Source organism: Bradyrhizobium sp. Ses1 (assembly GCF_059512365.1).
Genome location: NZ_JCAMOQ010000071.1, coordinates 1 through 23112, shown reverse-complemented (window position 1 = coordinate 23112; position 23112 = coordinate 1). Strand labels below are relative to the sequence as shown.

The window sequence follows — 23112 nt, the reverse complement described above, 5'->3', positions numbered from 1 at the left end:
CTTGCGGTTGAGGTCGAATTTGATGGGGCCTTGGCTGCGGCGGCAAATCCTCATCAGGGTGCCGCGCAGGAGACTGGCGACCCCGAGATCGTCAGTGCGGCCATTGCGCACCCCGGGCGCCATGCGACAGCGGCCGGTCGGATGGAGCGGCCGTTTTACCGAGCACGCCGCGCTGCCGACCGACCGATCGGGCCCGCGAGGGGCGGCAGGGCAACGCTGCCAACGGGCCGAGCAAGATCGATGAGAAGGCTCGCGCGCAACGCGGCGCTAAAGGAACAACGCCTAGCGCGAGGATGACGAGAAAGTGGGGGACCGAAACGGAGCGTACTGCGCTCGAGGAGCGAGCTCGGGCGGAGGAAGTCCGCTGGCAAAAACACGAGGAGACGCCGGAGGAAGTGTCTACATCGTGCGCGCGAGTAGGCCGCAACTTCGTCGGGCTGTCTTCCTTCAGAACGGCGCCGGGCCAAGCGCGAGGCTGAAGGCCATGGCCGCCACAAGGGACAGCAGCAGACCGGCGCCGGAGAAGATCGCGACGGTCTTCAGGTCCTCGACGTCGGTTTCTGCACGGGCGCCGCGCGAGAGCGCCCTCGACAAGGTGGCTATCATCTGTTTCCTCCAAAGAACGCGGGACAGGACCATAGAGGACCGGAACGCGGAGCCGTGTGAACTAGGTCTCAATGACGGCTCGATCTTCGATAGCCGTTCGTGGGCAAGCTTGCTCGATGCGCCCAACTTCGTGCCACCGACTTGCAGTCGTTGACCACGGATCCGGACGCCGTCGAATGCCACAATAGCTTCGCAGCAGATACTAGAGAGGTGGCGTCTGGACCGACCAGCGGCAGTCAGTGAACAGTCGCCCCGGTCTACGAAGACACGGAAAACCAACGACCGGACCGCGCTCGACTAGGTCCGCCGGGATGGATTCGTTAAGCTTGGCCGGACCCGGAAAAAAAGGGCCGCCGGCGTCGCACGCGGGAGCGGGTCGCCTCCGGATCCTGGTCTGCTCTTCAGGTCGTATCGTTGTGCCAGATCGAGCAGCCGCCGCCTGGTGAACGGGTCCGCCTTCTCGGCCAAATCGCGAGCCCGCTGCGCGAAGCCCCTGTAGAAATCTTCCACGACGCCACCCCCGCAACTTCACTGAAGGCTTAATTTCAATCTTGAGGCGCTACGCGTCAAGCGAGCGGCACCATCCGGACAGATTTCGGCGCGCACCGCTTGTGTCGGCGGGCTGCATGAAACTAACCTCGGCTCGGCAGGAAATATCGATGCCTGCGCAAAGTTCGAGCCGCAAGCTGTGCCCGTCGCGCGGAAAGGCGATGACGGCCATTCCCGTCGATGTCGCCGATGGGCGGTCGCGTTATGTTTGCCTTGCCTGCAAGGATGATCCGCTGCACGACCCCGCCGCCCGGAAGTGGGCGGATAGCCCGCTGCGGCCACCCGCCAAATAGCGTCCGATTGAAATCGAGCCCGGCAGCCGGATTGCTGCTGGGGCCGATTGTGCTGACAAACCTGTCTAATGCTGTGGGGTTGCAACCCGCACTTCCAGCTTCGTTCCGTCGTGCGTGCCGGCGGAATCGCTGCGGAGTCGGCTGCCGGCATGTCCACGACGCTAGCATCTGTTTGGCCCATTGGTCGCATGGATGCGGAGGGCGAGGTTGCATCCACATGGCGCGTACGTGGGTATGGGCGCAGCTCTCTAGAGCGTTTCACATTTTGACGGAAGCATATCCGGCGTTTGCGAAGTAGTTGCTGCATTCGCGAGGTTGGATTGTTGCGACGAGATTGCCGAGGTGTCGCCAAGTATCTTCGAGGGTGCGCTTCTGCGCGATGCGCATCCAGTGCTTGACCTTGGCGAAGGGCTGCTCGATCGGATTAAGGTCGGGTGAGTAAGGTGGCAGATACCACAGCCTGGCACCGTGCCCGCGGATGAGGCGACGCAGAGCAGCCGACTTGTGGCTGCCGAGATGATCCATGATAACGATGTCGCCGGGCCTGAGAACTGGAACGAGCTGCTGTTCGACATAGGCTTGGAAGCACTCACCGTTGATCGGCCCATCGAAACGCAAGGGGCGATGAGGCCGTCACAGCGCAAAGCGCCGAGAAAGGTCAGCGTCTGCCAATGCCCGTGCGGGGCAGACCCCGGCACCCGCTTGCCCTTTGGTCCCCAACCGCGTAGCGGAGCCATGCTGGTCTTGATCCAGGTCTCGTCGATGAAGACGAGACGCTTGGGATCCAGGCCGGCCTGCCAGGACCGCCAACGGTGACGCGTCGTGCAACGTCGGAGCTGGCCTGCTCAAGGGCGAATAGTGTTTTTTTGAACCGCAGCCCTTCGCGCCGTAGAAAATCCAGACCGCATTGTGCGAGACCTTGATCCCACGCGCGGCCAGTTCGTCCTTCAGCTTGTGCAGCGTCAGATGCGGCGTCTGGCTGATCCGTTCCTTGATGAACGCGCGATGAGGTTCCAGCACCGGCTTGCGGTGTCCGCCCATCTTGCCAGGCGCCACCGAACCAGTCGCCCGATGGCGTTGCGACAACACGCTCACGAAGATCGTTGGAAAGAGGTCGGCTCATCAGATGCTGGCCTCCAGCCCAGCCAGCATCTTGAATCACAAACCGCCTTCAGGGGAATCCCTATCGATTCAGCTTAGCCATGAAACGCTCTAGCGTCCGCTTCCGGGCAACGCGCCAAGGTCAGCTTGTGGCGCACTACGGTGTAAAGCATCAATCTCCTGACCGTATCGATCTTGGCTGACTTGCTCTGCGATTAAGCGATACAAGGCGATCTGACCTGCGGCCCAGGTTTCGAACTCCCACAGAAAGTCGGGCATGACCGTCACTGTGCGGCCGCCGGGATCAACTGCAAAGCAGCCGCGTCTCTCAGCCTCATTGAAGATATTGCCGATATGCTGGCGTGAGAGACGGAAGCGCTCTGCCAGTGCGCCGTAGGAAAGTAGCACAGGTTCAGCCTTACTGATGCCGCCGCCATAATGCGCACTCAGCACGGCCGAGAGAACCGGGTAGCCGCAATCCTGTTCAGTCAGCCGAACAATGTTCACGAAAGGCGTAAAGTAGAGGTCTTGCTGGACGAACAGATCGTAGGAATAGCCGAGCCAGTCGCCCAGCGTGTCGCCTTCGGCGCGCAGTTGTGTGGCGAGTGGTCTTGGCGGGGGATCAATGAGCTCGGAGGCTTCCAGAAACGCCAGTGGGGAGCGAGCAATTTCCAGGCTTAGCGTCATCGTAGGCTGCAGCCGCACAACGCGCCGATCGTCAGAAGAGCGGATTGCGACGACATACCCGCCCAACTTCAACGATGCGACGAGATTAGATACCTGCCGGGCGCTCGCATGCGCCGCCCGTTGAAGTGAGGAGAGCGTCGGCAGCTCTCCTCCGCTCCTCCGCCAACGGGCATCTTGACCGATCAAGGCATAGGAAACGAGATAGCGCAGCTTCTGCCCGAAGAACTTATCCGCCGGCCAAGCGCTCTCCGGCGGCTGCATCATCGCCTTGCAGTGGGCATGCAAAGCGGGGCGGAATGATGCCAAGCGGAGCAGGTCTCCCGCTCGGCGCCAAACCGGCCATTCCGCATAAGCAGCCACCACGGGATGAAGGCGCCCGGAGTTACAAGCTGGCTCGAAACCGTTGTTCATCGTGAGATACCTGCAAAGTTTGGACTTCGCCGTTTCCGGCATCTGTACGAGAAGCGGTTAATCCAACGCGGCTTCCCTCGGTTTACGCGGGTCGTACTCCTCACGCTTTTCTATGCTCCCGACTTTCACCAGGCCCCATGAACGTTGACTTAATCAACATGACCGCCTCCTCGTCTGGCGCCGGGTAAAAATGGTGCCCGATGAAGATCGCTGACAAATCTCGGTTCGTGCAGAGCTCCCGTTTCATTACACGGAACGTGCGACGTTCGCAGCTGCGCGGAATTGCTCACGCCGTTGTTATCCTTGTCCTATTTGCGCCTCACCTTGCTGCTGCCCAGTCCGGAGGCAATGGCGGATTTGGCAGCGGCGCCCAGCCGGGCGGTGCAGGCGGCGGGCCCTTTATGGCTGGAAGTCCAGGCAGCGGCGGCACCGGAGGCGGCGGCGGAGGAGGAGGCGGGGCCGGTCAAGCTGGCGGCATCTCATCCTCCGGCTCAGCCGGCGGTGCAGCTGGCGTGGACGGGCACTTCAGCAACGGTGGCAAAGGGGGAGACGGCAACGGTTCCGCGGGCCCGGGCCAGAGCGGCAGCGGCGGTGGCGGCGGCGGAAGCGGCCTGGTCGCTGCCGGCGGGCCTGTGAATGTCAACAGCTCCTTCGCCGGAGGTGCCGGTGGCCGCGGCGGATTGGCATTAGAGGGTGGCGGTGGCGGTGGCGGCGCCGGCGGTTACGGCATTCTCGCCACCGGAGCAGGCGCGATCGTGGTCGATGTCAGAACATCGGGTGCAATCAGCGGCGGGGCCGGCGGTAATGGGTATGGTCCGGCCTCTCTCAACGCAGTTACGAATATCGGCGGCGGGTTTGGAGGCGGCGGAGGCGCAGGCGTCGGCTTCACCGCCGCGGGCTCTCGTCTCGATCTGTTGTCTGGCACCCTCGCGGGTGGAGCGGGAGGGATCGGCGGTGGTTGGGGAGGGGCTCTACAGGGGTCCATGATCGCCGGAGGGGATGGAGGAGCAGGGGGAGCCGGGGTGCTGGGCTCCGGCCAGGTCATCAATTCGGCCGGCACGATTATTGGCGGTGCGGGCGGAAGAGGCGGCAGCTCATACGACGCGCCCGCCAGTTCCGGAGGGGCGGGTGGAGATGCCATCCACGGATCGGGCAACACCATCTTCAACAGCGGGACTATTTTGGGCGGCAACGGCGGTGCAGGCGGATCCATTTATAACACTACGACGACGGGCGCCGCTGGCTTGGGCGGGATCGGCATTTCAGGTTCGGATCTGTCGGTCACCAATGCCGGGTCGATCAGTGGCGGTTTGGCGGATGGGGGCGCCGGCCCGCGAGCCAATGCGATATTGTTCAGCGGCGGTGTGAACCGGCTTGAACTGCAAGCCGCGAATGCTCGCGGGACCTATTCCGCGATCACCGGCAATGTTGTGGTCGATACCGGTGCGGGCGCCAGCGGAACGCTCGCCCTTGGCGGGACGAATGACGCTTCATTCGACATCTCGGAGGTCGGCGCATCCGGGCAATATCGCGGCTTCGCGTCGTTCGAAAAGCTGGGGGCCGCAACCTGGACCCTGATTGGCACCACCTCGAATGCCACGCCATGGTCCATTAACGGCGGTACATTGTCGGTTGCATCGAATGGCAGTCTGGGCGCCGGTGCCGCGGGCCTGAGCTTCGACGGTGGAGCCCTCCGCGTGACCGGAACGGGATTTCCGGTTCTTGCCCGCACGATCACTCTGGGTCCGGGAGGCGGCACGATCGATGTCGCGGATTCGACCCACACATTGCTGCAATCCGGCGTGATCAGCGGGACCGGCGCGCTCACCAAGGCGGGCCCGGGATCGCTGCTGTTGAGCGCGGCGAACTCCTATTCGGGCGGCACGACTATCGCAGACGGTTCGGTCACGCTAGCGGCCGCAGATGCGCTCGGCACGGGCGGCCTGACCATGGCCGGCGGAACACTGAATGTCGGCGGGTTCGACTTGCGGTTGCCTTATCTGCAGGGGAGCGCAGGCCGTATCAGCAACAATGTAGCCGGTTCCGCAACGCTCAGTGTGGGGTCCGGCTCTTTCAAGGGATATCTGGAGGATGGGGTTGGCCGTCTGTCTCTGGTCAAGGAGACTTCGGGCCCCCTGACATTGGAAGGCAATAGCGCCTATACCGGCTCGACCCTCGTCAATGAGGGGAAGCTGGTCGTGAACGGGTCGATCGCGTCGTCGTCAGGCGTGACGGTGGCAGCGGGGGCACGGCTTGGCGGCTCCGGCGCGCTCCCTACGACAGTCGTCAATGGCGGCATCCTGGCTCCAGGCAATTCGCCGGGAACGTTGACCGTGAACGGCAATCTGACGCTCGGTGCAGGCTCAGTTTACGAGGCGGAGATGCAGGGCGCGGTCTCGGATCGGATCAACGTCACCGGCACGGCCGCGCTCGCCGGCACGTTCAAGATCATTCCGCTCGGCGGCCCCTATGTTTTCAACACGCCTTATACGCTGCTTTCGGCGGCTGGCGGCCGCACCGGCACGTTCAGCCCCGTCGATGTGGCCGGCACGTTCGGCGTCGGAGTCGCGATGGTGATGGGCTATACTCCGACCGACGTCCAACTGACGCTCACGCCCCAGCAGCTGGCGCCGACCGTTGGTGCTCTCAATCCCGCGGGCGTCGCGCCAGCCAATGCCTATTCGGTGGCAACGGCGATCGACACGGCCGTCGCGGCTGGGGGCGATCCCTCCCTGCTGTTCGCGATCTACAACCTGCCGGCTGCGGTGATCCCAGCTGCGATCAACCAGCTTTCCGGAGAGATACACACCGCCGCCCCGGCTATGGCCAAGGTAGCAGCCGACCAATTCCTACGCGCGATGCTCGATCCGATGGCGGCCGGGCGACTTGGTGCCAGTGCAGCAGGCACGGGATCTGCGACCCGGTCCGGGCTGGTCCACAAAGGCAACGAGAAAACGGGCGTCGCGTCGCAGCTCGATGCGTCCGGTTATTCGGTCTGGGGCTCGGCCTTCGGTTCGCATGGCCGCACCGACGGCGACGCCGCGATCGGTTCGGCCCGACGCACCATCGACGATACCCATCTCGCCACCGGCATCGATATGCGACTGACGCCGGGCACGATCGCCGGCCTCGCCGTCGCCGGCGGCAAGGCCCGCGCCTCGCTGTCCGGGCTCGTCGGCAAGGTCGATGCCGATGTCTTCCAGGCCGGACTCTACGGCACGACCCAACTCGGCCCGGTCAAGCTCGGCGCCGCAGCGGGGTACGCAAGGCTCGAAAACGACGTCAGCCGCAGCATCCCGGCGCTGGGCTCGAGCCTGTCCTCATCCTACGAGACCACGGCCTGGAGCGGTCGCCTGCAGGCGAGCGCGGCCGCCGTCACCTGGAACGGACTCAGCCTCTCGCCCCTGGCCGCACTGCAGGCGACGCACGTCCGCAATCCGGCGGTCGTCGAGGCGAACTGGGCGGGTGCCAGCGCGGGGGCGCTCGCCTTGAGCAGGCGTAGCGAGACCACCTCGCGCAGCGAGTTCGGCCTACAGCTCGACGCCGACGGCCTCTTCGGCGGCGTTCCCGCCACCGGCTATGTCCGCGCGGCCTGGGCACATCACTTCCAGCGCGAGAGCGACCTAACGGCGAGCCTGGTGGGGCTGTCCTCCGCCGCCTTCAGGGCCACGGGCGCGGCAGCCGATCGCAACAGCGCGCTTATCGCCGCCGGCACCAGTGCCCGCCTCAGCGAATGCATCACGCTCGGCCTCAACCTCGACGGAGAACTTTCCGCCAGCGCCAACCGCATCGGCGGATCAGCGCAGATCAGGGTCAGCTTCTGAAGGTCTGTTTGGTATACTAAAGCAGCGCGTCGCCAGCTTTTGCTGCTGGGGCTTTTGTGTTGTCACGGCTGGGTCCATCTCCGGCCGTGACGCTGTCGCCGAACGTGCCGAGCTCGGGCGCGGGTATCACCGCCCTGAAGGCGATTCCCGAGGCACCGCCGGGCGATATCGACCTGATCGCGCCGCTCGGGATCATTGATGCGGGCGAAGCCGGCATTCGCGTGTCTGGCAACGTCAATCTCATCAATGCCGCGAATATCGCCACGTGCAGGGCTCCGCGACCGGCCTTCCGACCGTGCAGGCGCCGCCGGTCACGGCATTGGTCACCGGCAATAACATGACCGCAGCGACGCAAAGGCTCAGCCGGCCGCGCCAGCACTAACGATCGTCCTTCGATCATCATGATCGAATTCCTGAGCGGCGGCGGAACGCTGGAGGGTGAAACGCCCAACCGTCGCTCCAGTCGCGCGCAGCGCTCGTCGCCTTCAAGTGACACCGACAACGAGCGGCGCAATCGCGCCGGACAATGAGTGATATGGAAAGATCTACGTGGGAAGGACGCGTCGTCAAGGCTGAGGTGCAATTGTACGCGATAACCGTCGAATTTGAGCTAATGGATCCAGCGTGTTTCGGCAGGGACTCGATCGACCGGGACTGCAAGTTGCGGGTCGATAAATCCCGAACATGGCGCTTTGGCGCCGATCGCCGCCGGCTTTCTACGCTGGAACGTTGCTCAATAGCTCCACAAGGAAAGGCTGTTCAATTGGAGGTGCGATCTTTCGTGCCAACTGCAATTGGCGAGAGGAACGGATCATCGTGGTGTCGGTTGGCGCAGCGGGTGCAGCAGCTCTGTGAGGAAACGATGAAGATCAAGACGATCAGCTTAGCCGCAATATTTGCATTGTCGTCCACCGTGGCGATGGCTCAATCCGGCAGCAGCGCCGGTGGTAGCTCGCAAGCTGGCGGGCCGGCTGCGAGCAAAACCACCACGGGAGAATCCATGAGTGGCTCGACGACCGGTGGCGGCGCGAACATGAAGAACAGCGGGACCGGACCCGCCGCGCAAAGCTCGGCTCCATCCGCCAAAGAGCCGAGCACCCAAGGGGCCGGCCCGGCCGGGGCTCCCGATCGTAAGGGCGATGCCGCATCGCCAGGAGGAGTCATGAAGAAGTAGTTCCGGCCTAGCGTCTAGCCTCGGCTCCTGCTCGGAGCTGAGGCCATATGCTGTGTGCCTCCCGACTTGCGATGAGGTTGGCTTCGGTCTGCGGCGAGAGCGATCGCCAGATAAATCCGCCGATCATCGGCGATTCAGTGGAGATTCCTCGTTTCGTGCCATCGGCGCAAATACTCCAAGCTGATATGGGCGGGAACTGATGACGCCTGGTCTAAACTCGTTCCGGGAAGCAGCAGGGGCATTCCCGTGGCTGCCCTCGCTAGGTCGTTTGTAGAGCGGGTGTTATTGTGTCGCCGCAGAAGGAGGAAGACACGATGTCGACTTCAAAGAAGCCGCTAAAGCCCAATGATTTTCCGGTGAGTGCCGAAGGCAAAAAGATCGAGAAGCAGGACGGCACGCCGATCGCGGACACTGAAGATTCACCTATCGCTGATGACGTGGCCGAGCGCCTCAATGAGGACGAAGCCCGCCGCGAACAAGAGAAGTGGTCGGCCTGATTGTCGTGCATCAGTCGACTGGCAGCGGCGTGCGATTAATTTGGATCAACGCGCCGATCAACTCGAGGAGAGGGCGGTGCTCGGGCCCGGCTGCCTCATCTCGAAGAAAATGGCCAATGGCTGCGTAGGAGGCCTGTCCCCCAGATTGTGGGTTCGGCTGATGCCTCACGACAGGCATGTTGGACGACGGATCGTGCGTCAGATTGAATCGAACAAAACGGCCTATTTCCGCGGCGACCGTATCCCCAAGCCGCTCCCAAATATCGAAATCCCGATGATCCGGCTGGGACCCCTGCCGGTCGGGGCAAGTGCCCGCGCTGGCTGGCAAACAGTTGGAATCACGCGGCGGATGGACGACTTCAGAATATGAGTTGGAGGGGCGGACTTCGCCTCCTCGAAGCGCGGTACGTTGGGCGGGCCGCGGCCGCCGCAAGAAACAGTCCCCCATCTCCTGGACAGGCGACCCGCTCGCCCGGCGGGAAGGACTATGGTCGCGACCAACGCGTGAGCTCCACTGCGACAGCTACTGCATTTCCCGAGATTAGAGGCCGCGCTCTCGGCGTAATCCAAATCGCCACATCGCAGCGATAATCGACAGCACCACTCGAAGTACAAGCACAAACATCGTGATCTGAAGCCAGATCAAACCGCCGATCTCTCGGAAGACGAACTCAATCCGTGGTCCCCACGGCGGCGGGATCGCGTCGCCGATGGCTTCTATGCCACGTTGCAGGAAGCGTTGGGCGCTGGTGAGCAACTCTGGCTTCTCATAGAAGGCTGCGACAATGAGCAGCCATGCGACGATGACCGTGAAGATGCGAAAGGAGTGAACCTTCAGGTGATGCCGGAAGTTCGGCCGATACGTATTCGGAAGTGGCGCCATCGTTATACCGGCCACGAGATTACATGCGTATTGACGGCGAACGTCCAACCGGGCTCACGGGTGAACGGGCTTCGACTCCGGCGGAGTTATGGTCCGGACCCGGCTGTCGTCTGGAGACGAGTTCCGTTCAGCATGGCAACGCGGGCATCTATAGGTCAGGCCAGAACTGGTCCATGGCCCCTGCGAGCCGGTCACGACCATCGGCCAGGCGCCACAGCGCGGACATTGGACGAGGACGTCATCGAAATTGGTCATCGCAAGACTCCGAAGCGGATGCCCCATTTGCCCCGCAACCACAAATGCAAGCAAACGTTCCTCGCTCCAACGACTTTGCCGCGCGAGTGATGGAGATGAGAGACGATGGACGAAGCTGTCACATATCGTCGCGGAAGAGTGCCCGCCGCTGCCGATCGCTCGAAGTAAAAGCCGCTGTACGATGCCTGGCCTGGCAGACACCGGCTACCTTGATCTGGATCAAAAGGCACAACTTGATTTCTCCGACCGTCAGGCCATGAGGCAGCCTCCAGAAGAGCTTCGACCGGATCAGGAAGCGCCGGGGCCCAAGCCGTCGCGCTTGGATGAGGCGCCGTGTCATCAAAGAGTACGCGGACGATCTACGGGAAATTATCAGGAAGCTTCGTCGTCGTCCCGAGCAGTAAGGCCACGCGATGGAGCTCCGCCGGAGCCAAATGCGCTCTACGACGTCTGACCAAACTCAGGTGTCTTTGCCCACCTTTACTTAGGGGGTCTTTCGCTCGCAGTGCCGCCCGTTCCCCCGCTCGTGGTGGGAGGCGCTTTGCTTTCGCCAGATCGTCCAGGAGCATGGGCAGAGCCTCCCGGCTTTTCCTGCTCGCCGACGTAACCTGACTCACCCGATTGCCGTGTCTTAGCGCCCTTGTCCGCCTCCTCCTGCATCTGGGGGTTCGGCACGGTTTGCTGTTGCGCCGAGGCAGGCAGCGCCGCGCCGCTTGCCAGGGTGACTATGATCAAAACAGTTGCTCGCATAGGCAGCGATCCTTCTAAATACTCCGCTCCCGACTTTTAACGCGCGGAGCGGCAAACATTCCAGTTCAAGTCAATGACCGAGCTGATCCACGCGTCACTGTCGGCGTTACTGCACCAACTTGGCCTGCAAAAAACGCGGCCAGAGCACCAAGCAGAAGAGCCAAAGCACCGAACAGAGCACCGCGCGACACCGTCTTGGCTGTTGTATCCGCCGCCTGCTTTGCTTGTATTTTGGCTTTGGCAATCGCTTCTCGGTATTGCTGTTGGTACTGTGCAACCTGAGCCTTCGCCTCATCGCGAGAAATATTCTGCGCCTTGGCCAGAGCATCAGCAGCCTTATCCGTCGCAGCGGCCTGTTGTGCGGGGTCTCCCGACAGCGCCGCACGAACGGCTGTTGCTGCGGCTTCTCGGAGCGCTGCGGGATCCTGGCCGCCCGAGGCGCTGCGAACCTTGTTCTCGATGGTCGCCATGGGATCGCTCACGTTGTTCAAGGAAGGCGCCGCGGTCTGGACCGCAGTTTGAACGGACCCGCCGACCGCTTTGCCAGCTCCTCCGAGTGCCGACGATGCCGTGCTCAGGGCGCCGCCGATCAGACCCGAGGCGGCCGATGAGAGCAGGTACACGACAACGAGGGTCGAAACCGCCCATGCAATAAGCCCGTGATAGGCAGTTGTCGATCGCGATGCCTTTCCTGAAAGCCGCCCAGCGATGTAGCCTCCAACTGCAGCCGCAATTATTCCGGATAGAACCCACCAGATACCGGCCGCGATGGAAAGTGACCCGGCGCTCGGCGTATCTCCGGCCGCGACGTCGATGGTCGATAGGCCTACGCCGACGCCAACCATGTTCAGGATTATCTGCACTACAAGAGCAATCGTGGCACCGGCGAAGACGGCGCCCCAAGAGATCTCATTCAGCATGATGGTGCGGACCTCGTCGGCGGGAGCGACTGCACTCGCCTGGGGAGGATTTCGGTGGTCGCTTGGACGACCCACTTCCGGGGAATAAGCCATTTGGAGTGCCTTCTAAAAAATCTGAATTTAGGTCCGTAACCTTCTCTTTCCAACGATGTTCCTACACTTGCGGCATTACTGCTTCGTCCAGCCGACACAGCCGCTGGGTTTCCATTGCTAAATCCAGGTTTCGCGCGGATCGCATTCAGGTCGAGCGGGCAAATGTGCTGGCTCAAACGGCCCCAGTTCGCCACTGGGGCCGCCAACCTGGTTGGGGCAGGTTTTCCTCCGGCCGGGCTCTGAGGGGTTGCGACCGGAAGCCATAGTCGACAATCGCCGACCATTTTCGTTCCTACTTGAGCCGGACGGTGAAGCCCGCTCCTTGCGCGATGCTCAGCGGGGCCACTCAAATTACCGCAGGGGTGCCGTGCAGCGCCGTGAGTTCATCGCCCTCAAATGCTAAGGCCGTCGACTTAACTCCGACACCGCACCACTCGGGGACGAGTACTTCGGTTGGCCCACGTGGGACGGGGCTTCCTTCCGTCCTTCGGATCGTCGTCTGGACACTCGCATAGCCGTTAAAGCAATTCCAGTGAGGAAGAGGCAGCATGACTGACAAACCAGCGACCCTGTCGATTGACCCGGCCGAATGGCGGGCGTTGTTTGTGGAAAACGTTCAGCGGCTCGCGAACTTCGTCGGCCAGAACACCCACCGCATTCGCATGCCGCGGTCGACAATGCGCCGCATGCAGATCGTGGGCGCATATCGCGACGTCGAGCTGGGCCAGCCGACACAGCCGCGGGAGTCGACGGGGGACCTGGCAGGACTGGAGCGCAATTTTGAGGATCGGGGCATTCTTGCTGTCGCTCCATCGGGCAAGACCCGCTTGATTGAGTTCGGCCACCACGCGGCAGCCGAGCGCAAGAAGCGCGGCGTCGGTAGACCGGAGACCTTGTTCTTGGACTTCACCTTCATCTGCGGCAAATCTCGACGGGGCGCCTTCCAATTACAGCGGAAGACCCGGCGCGACCGCATGCGGGCGAAGCTGCGGGAAATCAAGGCAGAGCTGCGGCAAAGAATGCACCAGTCTATCCCGTCTCAGGGACACTGGTTGAGGCAAGTCGTTACAGGCCACTTCGCCTATTATGCCGTGCCCACAAATAGTCGGGCGCCCTCAGCGTTCGGGCATTACGTGGCCGACGTCTGGCGCCGCACGCTTCGGCGGCGCGGCCAGAAAGACGGCTTTACCTGGGACCGGATGACGAAGCTGGTCGCCAGCTGGCTTCCCGCGCCGCGCATCCTTCATCCCTGGCCCGACCAGCGGCTTCGCCATGAAACACTCGAGGTAAGAGCCGGATGCGCGAATCGGGCTTGTCCGGATCTGTGCGGGGTGTGCCCAGCAACGGGCATCCCTACCGCGATCCAAGGGCCGTTGCGGACGTAGTCAGAAGCTTCATAAACTTGGTTCGAGGAAAGACTTTATGGCGCCTCACCGCTGCGCGTTGGGGGAGGAGCCGATTAGAAGGAGGTCGCGATGAGAATTGAGAGCACCAGATTTGGCGCGATTACGATTAATGGAAAGACGTATGAGCACGACGTGGTCATTCGCCTTTCCGGCAAGGTTGTGAAGCGGAAGAAGAAGTTATCAAAGAAGTTTTATGGTAGCTCGCACGTACTTTCAAAGGTCGAGGCGAAATTTCTCTTTGAGAAAGGATGCGACCAGGTCGTCATTGGCTCGGGTCAGATGGGCAACGTCGTCCACCTATCACCGGAGGCCGAAGCCTATTTCGAACGGAAGGGCTGCGAGGTCTTGTTGAAGCCCACAGCCGAGGCGATCCGGATGTTCAACCAGTCGCACGCAAAGAGGATCGGGCTGTTTCACGTGTCCCCTCCAGTGGAGGCTTGGTCGCGCATCAAGTCTCTGCGCAAACTGTACCGGAAAGTTCTAGCCGAAGATACGAGCGAAGCGCGGGGCTTGCGGCTTATGCGGGACCGGCTATCGCCAGACCAACGAGAGCAATTCGATGACTCAGGCTGTTTCGAGGTTGTCGGTTGCGACAGCGGAAAACGATACCGCATCTATTATGGTACAATTCCGCCGAACGTTTATGAGATCGACGATGCGGGCCGTCTAAAGACCGGTTTGTGTTTCATGCCGCTTGGCCGCCTGCCGGCGGGGGATGTCATTCTTGCCCAAAAGGTTGCCTTGGAGACGGACGAGCCCAGCGCATTAAAAGTCGCCAACAGGTTTTCGCCAAACCGAGAGTTGCTCCGCAGCCGAGCTCTTTGAGCCAAGTTTTTGGTGAATTCGAACGAACGGGCAGCCAACGGGGCCGTCGCGGGCGAGCGGGCGTAGGCACGTGGGCGCCACCTGTACCTCAATTCAAATCCCTGACTTCTCCGAAAGGAAATCGGATTTTCGCAAGGGGTGTCTAAGCATCGGAAGTCTCTCGGGAGGCAAACGCTGCTTCTAAGATGCGGTCAGCGCTCGCGGTCGGTCGCGCGATGCATCAGAGGAGGTTGCAGAGGAACTGCCGCTGCGCAGACCGGGGCAGGGTTAGGCCATCGCCAGGGGAGTTTCTGGCGCCACAGAGGACAACCAGCGTTCAAGGGCTTAGACAAAGATCACAGTGGCGCAGCACAACACCGTCCTCCCGCGGTGCGAGCCGTGAAATGGCGGCGTGGGATCACCTTGTCGCGCTTCAGGAACGGATGCGCTGTCGCTTCCGTTGACTCCGAAGACAGCAACCTCCAGGAGGTCGACATGGCCATGGAAGATCGGGAGACCGTCAGTCTCATCGGAAGCGATAAGGTCGAAGGCACGAACGTGTACGGGTCCGACGGGCAGAAAGTCGGGCACATCGAGCGCGTCATGATCGACAAGGTCGGTGGCAAGGTGTCCTACGCGGTGCTCAGCTTCGGCGGCCTGTTCGGCATCGGGGACGATCACTACCCGCTGCCGTGGCAAACGCTGAAGTACGACACGAACCTCGGCGGATATGTCACCGGCGTCACCCAGGATCAGCTCCGCGGCGCCCCAAAATACGCTGACGAGAGCAGTTGGGGTTGGGACGCGCAAACGAGGCGCTCGGTCGACGACTACTATGGGGTGCCGGTCGCCTAGCGAGGCGGTCCGACACGCACGTCGCGCACAGGAACGAAGCCGCCGCGTCACCGTTGTCGCGATCGGTTGCGAAGCCACATGAGAACGGTTTTCGCGCGTTGCGGGCGAGCGCACGGACATGCCGAGTATCGGTCGGAACGGTCCTGATCGCGATTGTCGCCGGCCTTCTGCTGGTATGCACCACCTCGCGCAGCGTCGCGGAGAGCTGAGGCCGGAGACCGATGCGGATCGCCCAACTTTACGGCGGCACGGAAGGCTCGTGGCCTGGCTGGTCGACGAGCTGGTCAATCTCAGGCATGAGGTGACCCTGTTCGCGAGCGGCGATTCCAGGACGCGCGGAGAATTGCATGCGCTGTGGCCGCGCGCCCTGCGCCTCGGGCGCCCGCGCGTCGACCCGAACGCGGCCTGCATACTCTTGATCGAACTTGATCGAAGTGGTCTCGCGTCGCGCCCGCGACTTCGATGCGTTCATGCGCACATCGACTGGCTGCACCTGCCGGCGCTCACCCGGTCCGGGATCCCGTTGAGCAAGGCGATTTGGCGATCTAACTGATCGCGCCGGACAAGCTCGCTGGCGCTCATGCGGTCGAACCCGCGCGGCTGGGCCCCAGATATGGAATGGGCGAAGAAGATTTTTTCCCCAGCCCAGCTAAGTAGCTCATGACGGCGCAGCAGGTTCCGACTTGGCAAGCTGAACTCCGACGGGGACGACCTCCTGCTAGAGAGCCTGAGGAACGTTCCTCACTGGAACTGGTTGCCTACGGATGAATAAGCCTTTAGCGCCTCATCTCTCGGCCGACGAGCTTGAGGAGTTGCGTACCCGTTGTAGTCCCGGCAGGACGGCTTGATCTGGGACGCTCCGAGCGGCTCCGGAGCGAAGCAGAAACGTGCGCTAAGGCCGCGAGCAGCCTGGCGATGTCGTCCGTGTTCCGGCTCAAACGGTCGGGATCCGCCTAGAATTTGAGCGTCGTGCGCAGGCCGAAGACTGCCGCGTTCTTGAGCGCTCGGCCCGGCATCGGGCCCGCTGGGTCCGTCGCTCCGCCGCCCGGATGAATGATGTATTGGAGTTTGGGCTGGAGAGTCCAGCCGTCCCTTAGCTGATACTGATACACCGCCGTCAACAATCCTTCGAAGCTGCGCACGGGCCACGCCGGACCGAAAAGTGCGCGGTAGTCGGCGTCGAGGGCCTGAGCCCGCTTCGAGACGTGCGCGTAACCAGCCGCGATGCCGAACTTGTCGTCCGGCCGTTTGTCGCTAAGGCCGATGAATTCGATTCCGGCGTCGGCATAGAGATCGATCAGATTGCGGTCGGCGGGAGCACCCGAGACGCGAACGAACACGCCAATTCCCCGGTCATCGCTCTTGGGCACGCGATAGATCTGCTGCTCGAAGACTGCCCATCCTCCGATATCTCCTGCCAACACGAGGGGAGTACCGCTGCTGGTCGACGACGCAAGCGAAACGCCGTTGCTGGCGAGTTGAAGATCGGAGAATGGCCCGAAGTGACGCCAACCGCCGAACTTGATCTGGCCCGTCAGATTGGGATCGCCCTTCTTGTTGTTCCAGGCGTATTGGATTTGCCCGAGCAGCAGAGGCGGATCGTTGATCCGGAAGTTGACGCCATATCGGTTGCGTTCTTGTGGGTCGCCCGGCCCCGGACCTGCCTGGTTGCCGTCGAAGATGCCTCCAAGGACGGATAGCCGATCCGTGATGTTGACCAGCAGCCGGGTGCCCATTGCTGCCAACGGCGGCGACGGACCGCCGCTGGGCAGGTCGAGCGATGTGATCGCCGGCCAACCCATGGAGGCGTTGGTGAAGACATCGGTGTATTTCGTGTTGAAGAACTCGCTGTCGGCGGCGAGCTGCCCGAACTTCAGAGAGACCTTTTTGTCGCCCCACTGCTTCTCGAAATAGGCTTCGTAAAGCCGCGTCGACGGTAACGCTTCGATGCCGCTGATGACGAAGAGATTGTCGAGATAGTTGCGCGACAGTCCCTCGCCGTGAATCTGAAACATGTTGGCGTGGAAGGTCAGCTTGTCGATGCCGGCGAGCTTCTGCAGGTCGACATCGACCGCGAGGTTCAGCCGGCCTTCGTAGATCGCTCTCTGCTTCAGCCCGCCGGAGACATTTCCGAGCGTCTCGCCGATGTAGGTCGCGGCGAACTTGATCCCATATTTTTGGAACGGGTTCGGCAGAAGTTGAAGGGTCTTTTCCTCGACGGTGCTCTCGCCGGTGTCCGGATCGGCGGGCTTGTCTTCGTCGGTCTTCTTGTCCTCCTGCGCGAAAGCGTGAGCGCTTGCGAGGAGCCCTGCAACGAGGATGGCCAGCGCCCGGCATTTAATGGCCATGTTCAATCGAACCGCATACCGAGGTCTCCGCAAGGCGGTCGCATTGGGACATGGTCGACCGGCAAACTCAAGAGGGGGCGCCATAGCTTGTTCCGCTTCGATCCGGGAAAAGCTGCGGAAGGTGCTTTTCCACCCCCGTGATTTTGCGGCAGCGCGAGAACCGAGCCGTAGCTCTGCAACGACAGGAGGCCGGGAATAACCGGAACTTTGTCTTGGCGCCTCCGTTCGTAGTTGGGGCCAGAATGGAGGAGACTGAGATGAATAGGCTGATCGTCTGCGGCGCTCTCGCCGCTTTCGTCCTCGGTGCGCAGGCTGCGAGCGCCGCCGAGTTCTACATCGTGCGCGATGCCACGACCAAGAAGTGCACCGTGGTCGACACCAAGCCGACGACGACCACCACGACGGTCGTGGGCGACGGCGTCTACAAGACCAAGACGGAAGCCGAATCCGCCGTGAAGACCACCAAGGTCTGCACCGAACAGTGATTGAATCCGGCGGCCCTCGTTCGGGCCGGTCGGAAAACAAGGAGGACGAACGATGCCTGTATTGCTGCTATGGGCCGTTCCCGCCGTCATCGTGATCGGCGGCGCCGAATATTTGTTGGTTCACATGCACTGATCGAGCAACGACTCGATCGCGAAGCGGCCCCGCCCGGTCATCCCCGCGGGCCGCTTTTTTATAAGGGAGCGAACCGGGCAGCAGACGGGGCCTGCGGAAACCAAGGCCTTCCCGATTTCTAACAACTGCGCCGAGAGCTTGGGCCGCAGAAGAGCAATCGGATTCGTTATCATGCGTTTGATCTGTTGTATCTGGACGGGTACGACCTGCGGAACGCAGCCTATTCCCATCGCAAACGGCTTTTGCAGGAGTTGCTGAGCGAAGCGCCCGAGACGTTCATTTTTGTCGAGCATATTGAGGGCCGACGGCGACGAGATCTTCCGCAACGGCTGCAAGATGGGGCTCGAAGGTCTCGTTGCGAAGCGTGTCGATGCTCCTTACCGTTCCGGGCGGCAAGAAAGCTGGATTAAGCTGAAGTGTAAGAAAACAGAGACGTTCCCCATCATCGCGTTCGTCGAGAAGCTCGGGGCCAGCCCGCGGAAGATCGCCTCGATGTATGTGGGCCGCCATGAAGACGGCAAGCTCGTCTAGCCAGGTCGTGCACGAAGGTGGTCGGCGGGTGGGGAAGGGCGGCGAGATCGACGTCGCGTCGGGTCTTGCAGCGAGAGCATTCAATTTCAAGCCAAGTGAAGCCGCCGTTGACCGCTTGATCGATGGTCGGCGACGGGTCGATGGGCTCACCGTCGGCCCACATCCGTTCGTTCCAGCTCTCGCAGAGTAGTTTGTCCGCTTGACGGATAAGTGCGTTGCCTTTGTGGCGGGTCGCCTCCGACTGCGCGGCGAGAATTGTGGTCATCGCGCGAGCTTTCCCCAATTCCTTGGCGAGCGCCTTGCGGTCGCCTCCTGACAAGGGCGTGGGATGATGCTTGGGAGCCATCACAGGTTCTCAAATGCCACTGCAGGCGAAGCATCAATTCGTTGCGAATGAAGGCCAGCAGCCGTCCTCTTCGTGGCGACCGCTGCGATTCTGGCTCGTTTGATCGAGGAGCTTCTGTCCGACGTCTTTCCAAACGGAATGTTGACCGAAGAGCCGGACCGCGTCTGCTTTCTGAATCTCGGCCACTCGTTCGCAGCGCTGGCAATTAACGCGCAGAACATGTCGCGGGATCTCGGAGAGACGGCGCTGTTGGATGGGAATACCAAATGTCGCCAGGCGCTGTGTGTACCGAAAACTTAAGCTCGGGCGTAGTGGTGATGAAGTCCGCCCAGGATGGGGCGTGAACTGATCGCACCGGTTCGCTGAACCGGGCGAGAAATCGGCGCGTCCTTGTCCAAGGATCGATGCGTTCTGACGTTATTGTAATAGTCGGCGTAGGATTGCAGAACCCGACGCAGATGCGCCTCGCCCAAAACAATGACGTGGTCCAAACACTCACGCCGGATCGATCCGATCAGCCGTTCGGCAAAGCCATTCTGCCAAGGCGAGGCTGGTGCGGTAGGCTTGTCCCGGATGCCCATGGCGCGCAATCGGCGCGTGATGACGCTGCCATAGATCCGGTCGCGATCGCGGATGAGGTAGTGCGGAGCCTCATCCCAAGGAAATGCCTCTGTGATTTGACGTGCAACCCATTCCGCCGTCGGATTTGCTGTGACGTTGATCCAGACGAGGTCTCTGCGGTCTAGTCGAACAATGACAAATGCATAGAGCAGGTCGAAACCGATGGTTGTCAATCGGCTTGCAAATTTGAGCCGCATTGCCTCATCAAGAATGTTACCGGAGAACTGACCGTCAGGGTTGGGGCGGCGATACCGAATCGGATCGGTGTCGCCGATGGCAGGACGGATCAGCATGGGTGCGCGGCGCGAGCTCACGGCGGCGGTGGTAGAGCGCTATCGATCAGCAGGGCGGGCAGATAAGGGGCGCATACTCGACGAGCTTTGCGCGGTGACCGGCTGGCATCGCAAGCACGCGGTTCGGGCGCTTGCCAGCCATGTTACAATTTCGCCGGAGGCCCGGCGACAGCGAAGGCCGACCTATGGCGCCCCTATCAGGGATGCGCTGGTGGCGCTGTGGGAGGCCTCGGATCGGATCTGCGGCAAGCGGCTCAAGGTAATGATTCCGACGTTGCTGCCTTCGCTGGAGCGGCATGGCCGGCTCCAGCTCGACCAGGCGGATCGAGCGCTGGTGCTCGGCGTCAGCGCAGCCACGATTGATCGCCTGCTGGTCGAGACCAAAATTGCCGCGGCCGGCGGTAAGCGCCGGCGGGTCGGCTTTTATTCGGCAGTACGGCGTGAAGTGCCGATCCGGACGTTCAACGACTGGCACGATCCGCCGCCGGGGTTCTGCGAGGTCGACATGGTGGCTCATGGCGGCACATCTGTAGCTGGCTCGTTCATTCAGACATTGACGATGGTCGACGTCGCGACTGGTTGGACCGAATGCATGCCGCTGGTGACGCGCGAGAGCGGCCTCGTCGTGCGAGCCATGGAGCGCGCACAGAACCTGTTTCCCTGGCTCATTCGCGGCGCCGACTTCGACAACGACAGCGCGTTTATGAACGATGTCGTCGTGCCCTGGTGTCGCACGCAAAAGATCGAGGTGACACGCTCGCGCGCCTACAAGAAGAACGATCAGGCTTTCGTCGAGCAGAAGAATGGCGCGGTCGTCCGGCGACTTGTGGGATACGGTCGCTTCGATGGCGTCGGGACGACGCGCGTGCTGGAACGCTTGTATGCCGCATCGCGGCTGCACACCAACTTCTTCCAGCCGTCCTTCAAGCTGAAGGACAAGCGACGCGAGGGCGCGAAAGTGATCAAGCGCTATCATGTTCCGGCCACGCCCTATGCGCGCGCACTGGCGCATCCGAAGTTGAGCAAAGGCGTCAAACGGCGTCTTCGAGAGCTTTATCGTACGCTGGATCCCGTGGCCCTGCTGGCCGAGATGAGGGACGCCCAGACGGAGCTCGGCACGCGCGTCGGCGCCCGCGCGGGCAAGCTCACGGCAGCAACCAGTCCGCCGGCTCCGGCAACGAACGCGGCAGCGTTCGCGAAGGGGCTCGGCAATGAGGTGCATCTGGGGGAGCAGCGCATCATCCATCGGCGCATGCGCAAGCCATACAAAAAGCGCATGAGAATGCCATCGATGCTCGATCCGCACCTCGCCGACATCGAGCGCTGGCTCGCGGCCGAACCTCGTCTGACCGCGCTGGCCATCCTCGGTCGCCTCGCCGAACACTGCCCCGAACAGTTCGGGCCGCCGCAGCACACCATCGTGCAGCGCTTGTTGCGATCACTCAGACGCAACGCAACCGAGGTGATCATCCCGCGCATGGCCGGGGGTACGGCACCGGCCACCATTGGTGATCCCGGGACTGCGAGCAATGACGCAACCTCAGACCGGCCGACAGTCAGCGCTACGTCCGTCAAGCGAAAGTAACATCCTCACATGAGGCAATACGGGGGTCAATATTGCAGGCCGAATGACATCGAGGAGTTCCTGTGCCTCAGCCGCCGCCAAATCAGCCTGTTGCCGGGCCTCGCGTTCCAGGTCGACTGCGAGTCTGAGTCCCTCGATCTGAACCTGCGTGTCGGCTGCACTCGCCGATTCGAGTTTCAGTCGCGCGATCTCGACCCGAAGGGCTGCTTCGCGCGCTTTGGCCGATGCGAGTTCTGTAGCGATGAGCTCCGCGCGATATTCGCCTAAGGTCTTATGGCTATCTCGTTCGGTAACTTGATCGCCGAGAACATTTCTGAGAACTGTTGATAGCGCGTCGTTCGAGCCATTGACGAAGAAGATGATTCCGCCGACGTGGCCTGAGGGCGAAAACCCTGCTGGCTCTCGAATCGGCCCAGACGGAGAATTGGAGTAGATGACTGAGGAAGAGGCCGACGCCTTCGTCAAGCGCGCGATCGGTGAGGCGATGATTGCAGCGGGCTGGCGGCGCGATAGGACTTTGCACTAACGATCATTTCCGCTGAGTCTGATGAACCTCCGGTTCAACGGACCGGCTGGCTGCAGATCGATGACGTTACGAGAGCGTGTACTCACAGGCCCGGCGCCGCAGATCACGATGCGCGTGAGGTCCGCTGCGCCACTGATAGGGCACAATAGCAGATGTCACCAGAGGTCTGGGGCCAACAGCCGACGTGAGCCAGGGTGTGATAAAGCGCGACTGGTACCGCCGCGCGATCCGTCATAGTATTCTGTGGGTCGGAGTTGCGCGCCATGGTGGAAGACCGACTCATCCGGGTCAAGCGTAGTCTGTCGGCGATATTGGCCGCCGACGTCGCCGGCTACTCGCGGCTCATGCACCACGATGAGGAGGCAACGTATGTCAAACTGACAGTGCTACTCGCCGATGCTGTCACGCCCGCGATATCCGGACACGGGGGTCGCATTGTGAAGAACACCGGCGACGGATTCTTGGCAGTATTTCCGAGCGCGGTCCAAGCGGTTCGAGCTGCTGTGCAATTCCAGACTCGCATCAAAGAACTTACAATTGCCGATGCGGAAGACATGCGTATTGCTTTCCGTGTCGGCATCAATGTCGGCGACGCGATTGTCGAGCCGCATGACGTTTTTGGTGACTGCGTAAATGTCGCGGCACGGCTTGTGAGCATCGCAGAGCCTGGCGGCATCTGTATCTCGTCTTTTGCCTACGTGCAGACCCGCGGCAAGGTCGGTGTCGAGTTCGTCGATATGGGCGAGCAAAAGTTCAAAAACATTGCCCTTCCGGTTCGAGCCTATGCCGCGGTCCTGGACGGACATAGCCGGCTGCGCACGTCGAGCCACGCAGGGCCAGCGTTCACCGCCGAATCTCTCCATCGTTGTGCTGCCATTCGCCAATCTCAGCGGAGACACCAAGCAGGACTACTTCGTCGATGGCGTCACTGAGACCCTTACCACGGACTTGTCGCGCATCAATGGCTCGTTCGTGATCGGCCGCCACACCGCCTTTCCCTATAAAGGCAAGTCGGTCGATCTGAAGCAGGTCGGTCGCGAGTTAAACGTTAGTTACGTCCTAGGGTTCAGACTCAATTGATCCAATAGGCGACGACTGCGGCGATGTGGACGGCAGCCAAGAAGTTTCTGGCGAGT

Annotated in this window: 23 protein-coding genes and 4 pseudogenes; 16 read left to right on the top strand and 11 right to left on the bottom strand. The window is 61.8% G+C overall.

Going from position 1 to position 23112, the window contains the following annotated elements; translation table 11 throughout:
* Positions 1-447: 447 nt before the first annotated feature.
* Entirely contained in the window at positions 448-606 is a 159-nt protein-coding gene (locus tag AC5ZG5_RS41860; RefSeq protein ID WP_165435593.1) for a hypothetical protein, read from the bottom strand.
* 659 nt (positions 607-1265) lie between these two features.
* Here AC5ZG5_RS41860 and AC5ZG5_RS41855 point away from each other — a divergent pair.
* Positions 1266-1448, top strand: a complete 183-nt coding sequence (locus tag AC5ZG5_RS41855) for a hypothetical protein (RefSeq protein WP_130230403.1) — start codon at positions 1266-1268, stop codon at positions 1446-1448.
* Positions 1449-1706: 258 nt separating this feature from the next.
* Here the strand turns inward: AC5ZG5_RS41855 and AC5ZG5_RS41850 are convergent.
* A pseudogene (locus tag AC5ZG5_RS41850) lies at positions 1707-2571 on the bottom strand (IS630 family transposase).
* A gap of 89 nt (positions 2572-2660) precedes the next feature.
* Positions 2661-3647: a hypothetical protein gene (locus AC5ZG5_RS41845; protein ID WP_130231932.1), complete on the bottom strand. Its 987-nt coding sequence runs from the start codon at positions 3645-3647 to the stop codon at positions 2661-2663.
* Between the two features lie 401 nt (positions 3648-4048).
* Between AC5ZG5_RS41845 and AC5ZG5_RS41840 the strand changes: the two genes are divergently transcribed.
* The 6 genes from AC5ZG5_RS41840 (at position 4049) to AC5ZG5_RS41815 (ending at position 9733) form a co-directional block, all read left to right on the top strand.
* On the top strand, positions 4049-7471 hold the full coding sequence (locus AC5ZG5_RS41840; RefSeq protein WP_456646551.1) for an autotransporter outer membrane beta-barrel domain-containing protein: 3423 nt from the start codon (positions 4049-4051) through the stop codon (positions 7469-7471).
* An 86-nt stretch (positions 7472-7557) separates the two neighbouring features.
* Positions 7558-7812: a filamentous hemagglutinin family protein gene (locus tag AC5ZG5_RS41835; protein WP_456646552.1), complete on the top strand. Its 255-nt coding sequence runs from the start codon at positions 7558-7560 to the stop codon at positions 7810-7812.
* Between the two features lie 60 nt (positions 7813-7872).
* Entirely contained in the window at positions 7873-8001 is a 129-nt protein-coding gene (locus AC5ZG5_RS41830) for a hypothetical protein (protein WP_496165524.1), read from the top strand.
* Positions 8002-8333: 332 nt separating this feature from the next.
* Positions 8334-8645, top strand: coding sequence for a hypothetical protein (locus tag AC5ZG5_RS41825; protein ID WP_130229793.1), 312 nt, complete (start codon positions 8334-8336; stop codon positions 8643-8645).
* Positions 8646-8932: 287 nt separating this feature from the next.
* On the top strand, positions 8933-9142 hold the full coding sequence (locus AC5ZG5_RS41820) for a hypothetical protein (protein ID WP_456646553.1): 210 nt from the start codon (positions 8933-8935) through the stop codon (positions 9140-9142).
* Positions 9143-9349: 207 nt separating this feature from the next.
* A complete protein-coding gene (locus tag AC5ZG5_RS41815; protein ID WP_496138730.1) occupies positions 9350-9733 on the top strand; it encodes an H-NS family nucleoid-associated regulatory protein in 384 nt (127 codons plus the stop codon).
* Here AC5ZG5_RS41815 and AC5ZG5_RS41810 read toward each other — a convergent pair.
* Positions 9684-10025 carry a hypothetical protein gene (locus tag AC5ZG5_RS41810; protein ID WP_456646554.1) on the bottom strand — a complete coding sequence of 114 codons (342 nt, stop codon included), beginning with the start codon at positions 10023-10025 and terminating at the stop codon, positions 9684-9686. The two genes, AC5ZG5_RS41815 and AC5ZG5_RS41810, sit on opposite strands and share 50 nt — an antisense overlap.
* Before the next feature lie 1070 nt (positions 10026-11095).
* Entirely contained in the window at positions 11096-11950 is an 855-nt protein-coding gene (locus AC5ZG5_RS41805; protein WP_456646555.1) for a PhnA-like protein, read from the bottom strand.
* Positions 11951-12591: 641 nt separating this feature from the next.
* On the opposite strand from AC5ZG5_RS41805, the gene AC5ZG5_RS41800 reads away from it, so the two are divergent.
* The 5 genes and pseudogenes from AC5ZG5_RS41800 (at position 12592) to AC5ZG5_RS41780 (ending at position 15661) form a co-directional block, all read left to right on the top strand.
* The gene (locus AC5ZG5_RS41800) at positions 12592-13428 is read left to right on the top strand and encodes a hypothetical protein (protein WP_456646556.1); all 837 of its coding nucleotides are present in this window, start codon (positions 12592-12594) and stop codon (positions 13426-13428) included.
* Between the two features lie 90 nt (positions 13429-13518).
* Positions 13519-13833, top strand: a pseudogene (locus AC5ZG5_RS41795) (MTH938/NDUFAF3 family protein); the annotation flags it as partial.
* On the top strand, positions 13825-14274 hold the full coding sequence (locus AC5ZG5_RS41790) for a hypothetical protein (protein WP_456646563.1): 450 nt from the start codon (positions 13825-13827) through the stop codon (positions 14272-14274). The pseudogene AC5ZG5_RS41795 and the gene AC5ZG5_RS41790, both read left to right, overlap by 9 nt.
* A gap of 474 nt (positions 14275-14748) precedes the next feature.
* The gene (locus tag AC5ZG5_RS41785) at positions 14749-15108 is read left to right on the top strand and encodes a PRC-barrel domain-containing protein (RefSeq protein WP_130229797.1); all 360 of its coding nucleotides are present in this window, start codon (positions 14749-14751) and stop codon (positions 15106-15108) included.
* 259 nt (positions 15109-15367) lie between these two features.
* A complete protein-coding gene (locus AC5ZG5_RS41780; RefSeq protein WP_456646557.1) occupies positions 15368-15661 on the top strand; it encodes a glycosyltransferase family protein in 294 nt (97 codons plus the stop codon).
* Positions 15662-16061: 400 nt separating this feature from the next.
* Here the strand turns inward: AC5ZG5_RS41780 and AC5ZG5_RS41775 are convergent, their stop codons facing one another.
* Positions 16062-17456 (bottom strand): carbohydrate porin, encoded by a 1395-nt coding sequence (locus AC5ZG5_RS41775; RefSeq protein ID WP_456646558.1) that lies wholly within the window; start codon positions 17454-17456, stop codon positions 16062-16064.
* A gap of 257 nt (positions 17457-17713) precedes the next feature.
* Between AC5ZG5_RS41775 and AC5ZG5_RS41770 the strand changes: the two genes are divergently transcribed.
* Positions 17714-17941, top strand: a complete 228-nt coding sequence (locus tag AC5ZG5_RS41770) for a hypothetical protein (RefSeq protein WP_130229800.1) — start codon at positions 17714-17716, stop codon at positions 17939-17941.
* Positions 17942-18061: 120 nt separating this feature from the next.
* Here the strand turns inward: AC5ZG5_RS41770 and AC5ZG5_RS41765 are convergent, their stop codons facing one another.
* Positions 18062-18367, bottom strand: coding sequence for a hypothetical protein (locus AC5ZG5_RS41765; RefSeq protein ID WP_456646564.1), 306 nt, complete (start codon positions 18365-18367; stop codon positions 18062-18064).
* Between AC5ZG5_RS41765 and AC5ZG5_RS41760 the strand changes: the two genes are divergently transcribed.
* Positions 18260-18484, top strand: coding sequence for a DNA ligase-like domain-containing protein (locus tag AC5ZG5_RS41760; RefSeq protein ID WP_456646559.1), 225 nt, complete (start codon positions 18260-18262; stop codon positions 18482-18484). The genes AC5ZG5_RS41765 and AC5ZG5_RS41760 overlap by 108 nt on opposite strands.
* 32 nt (positions 18485-18516) lie before the next feature.
* Here AC5ZG5_RS41760 and AC5ZG5_RS41755 read toward each other — a convergent pair whose 3' ends face one another.
* The 3 genes and pseudogenes from AC5ZG5_RS41755 to AC5ZG5_RS41745 all read right to left on the bottom strand — a co-directional run bounded on the left by AC5ZG5_RS41755 (position 18517) and on the right by AC5ZG5_RS41745 (position 19865).
* A complete protein-coding gene (locus tag AC5ZG5_RS41755) occupies positions 18517-18951 on the bottom strand; it encodes a hypothetical protein (RefSeq protein ID WP_130229801.1) in 435 nt (144 codons plus the stop codon).
* Between the two features lie 33 nt (positions 18952-18984).
* Positions 18985-19212, bottom strand: a pseudogene (locus AC5ZG5_RS41750) (hypothetical protein); the annotation flags it as partial.
* Positions 19213-19247: 35 nt separating this feature from the next.
* A complete protein-coding gene (locus AC5ZG5_RS41745; protein WP_456646560.1) occupies positions 19248-19865 on the bottom strand; it encodes an integrase core domain-containing protein in 618 nt (205 codons plus the stop codon).
* Here AC5ZG5_RS41745 and AC5ZG5_RS41740 point away from each other — a divergent pair.
* Positions 19864-21450: an integrase catalytic domain-containing protein gene (locus tag AC5ZG5_RS41740; protein ID WP_496165523.1), complete on the top strand. Its 1587-nt coding sequence runs from the start codon at positions 19864-19866 to the stop codon at positions 21448-21450. The genes AC5ZG5_RS41745 and AC5ZG5_RS41740 overlap by 2 nt on opposite strands.
* Here AC5ZG5_RS41740 and AC5ZG5_RS41735 read toward each other — a convergent pair.
* Complete coding sequence (locus tag AC5ZG5_RS41735) at positions 21406-21915, bottom strand: hypothetical protein (protein ID WP_456646562.1); 510 nt, start codon at positions 21913-21915, stop codon at positions 21406-21408. The two genes, AC5ZG5_RS41740 and AC5ZG5_RS41735, sit on opposite strands and share 45 nt — an antisense overlap.
* A 324-nt stretch (positions 21916-22239) precedes the next feature.
* Here AC5ZG5_RS41735 and AC5ZG5_RS41730 point away from each other — a divergent pair.
* Positions 22240-23038: pseudogene (locus tag AC5ZG5_RS41730) on the top strand (adenylate/guanylate cyclase domain-containing protein); the annotation flags it as partial.
* Positions 23039-23112: the final 74 nt, after the last annotated feature.

Excerpts from the sequence above, each read along its gene's own strand:
- AC5ZG5_RS41810 (WP_456646554.1), bottom strand. The coding sequence starts at position 10,025 with ATGGCGCCACTTCCGAATACGTATCGGCCGAACTTCCGGCATCACCTG.
- AC5ZG5_RS41785 (WP_130229797.1), top strand. The coding sequence starts at position 14,749 with ATGGCCATGGAAGATCGGGAGACCGTCAGTCTCATCGGAAGCGATAAG.
- AC5ZG5_RS41860 (WP_165435593.1), bottom strand. The coding sequence starts at position 606 with ATGATAGCCACCTTGTCGAGGGCGCTCTCGCGCGGCGCCCGTGCAGAA.
- AC5ZG5_RS41765 (WP_456646564.1), bottom strand. The coding sequence starts at position 18,367 with ATGCTCGACAAAAATGAACGTCTCGGGCGCTTCGCTCAGCAACTCCTG.
- AC5ZG5_RS41755 (WP_130229801.1), bottom strand. The coding sequence starts at position 18,951 with ATGGCTCCCAAGCATCATCCCACGCCCTTGTCAGGAGGCGACCGCAAG.
- AC5ZG5_RS41830 (WP_496165524.1), top strand. The coding sequence starts at position 7,873 with ATGATCGAATTCCTGAGCGGCGGCGGAACGCTGGAGGGTGAAACGCCC.
- AC5ZG5_RS41770 (WP_130229800.1), top strand. The coding sequence starts at position 17,714 with ATGAATAGGCTGATCGTCTGCGGCGCTCTCGCCGCTTTCGTCCTCGGT.
- AC5ZG5_RS41745 (WP_456646560.1), bottom strand. The coding sequence starts at position 19,865 with ATGCTGATCCGTCCTGCCATCGGCGACACCGATCCGATTCGGTATCGC.
- AC5ZG5_RS41805 (WP_456646555.1), bottom strand. The coding sequence starts at position 11,950 with ATGCTGAATGAGATCTCTTGGGGCGCCGTCTTCGCCGGTGCCACGATT.
- AC5ZG5_RS41790 (WP_456646563.1), top strand. The coding sequence starts at position 13,825 with ATGTTCAACCAGTCGCACGCAAAGAGGATCGGGCTGTTTCACGTGTCC.
- AC5ZG5_RS41740 (WP_496165523.1), top strand. The coding sequence starts at position 19,864 with ATGGGTGCGCGGCGCGAGCTCACGGCGGCGGTGGTAGAGCGCTATCGA.
- AC5ZG5_RS41825 (WP_130229793.1), top strand. The coding sequence starts at position 8,334 with ATGAAGATCAAGACGATCAGCTTAGCCGCAATATTTGCATTGTCGTCC.
- AC5ZG5_RS41855 (WP_130230403.1), top strand. The coding sequence starts at position 1,266 with ATGCCTGCGCAAAGTTCGAGCCGCAAGCTGTGCCCGTCGCGCGGAAAG.
- AC5ZG5_RS41775 (WP_456646558.1), bottom strand. The coding sequence starts at position 17,456 with ATGGCCATTAAATGCCGGGCGCTGGCCATCCTCGTTGCAGGGCTCCTC.
- AC5ZG5_RS41845 (WP_130231932.1), bottom strand. The coding sequence starts at position 3,647 with ATGAACAACGGTTTCGAGCCAGCTTGTAACTCCGGGCGCCTTCATCCC.
- AC5ZG5_RS41840 (WP_456646551.1), top strand. The coding sequence starts at position 4,049 with ATGGCTGGAAGTCCAGGCAGCGGCGGCACCGGAGGCGGCGGCGGAGGA.
- AC5ZG5_RS41800 (WP_456646556.1), top strand. The coding sequence starts at position 12,592 with ATGACTGACAAACCAGCGACCCTGTCGATTGACCCGGCCGAATGGCGG.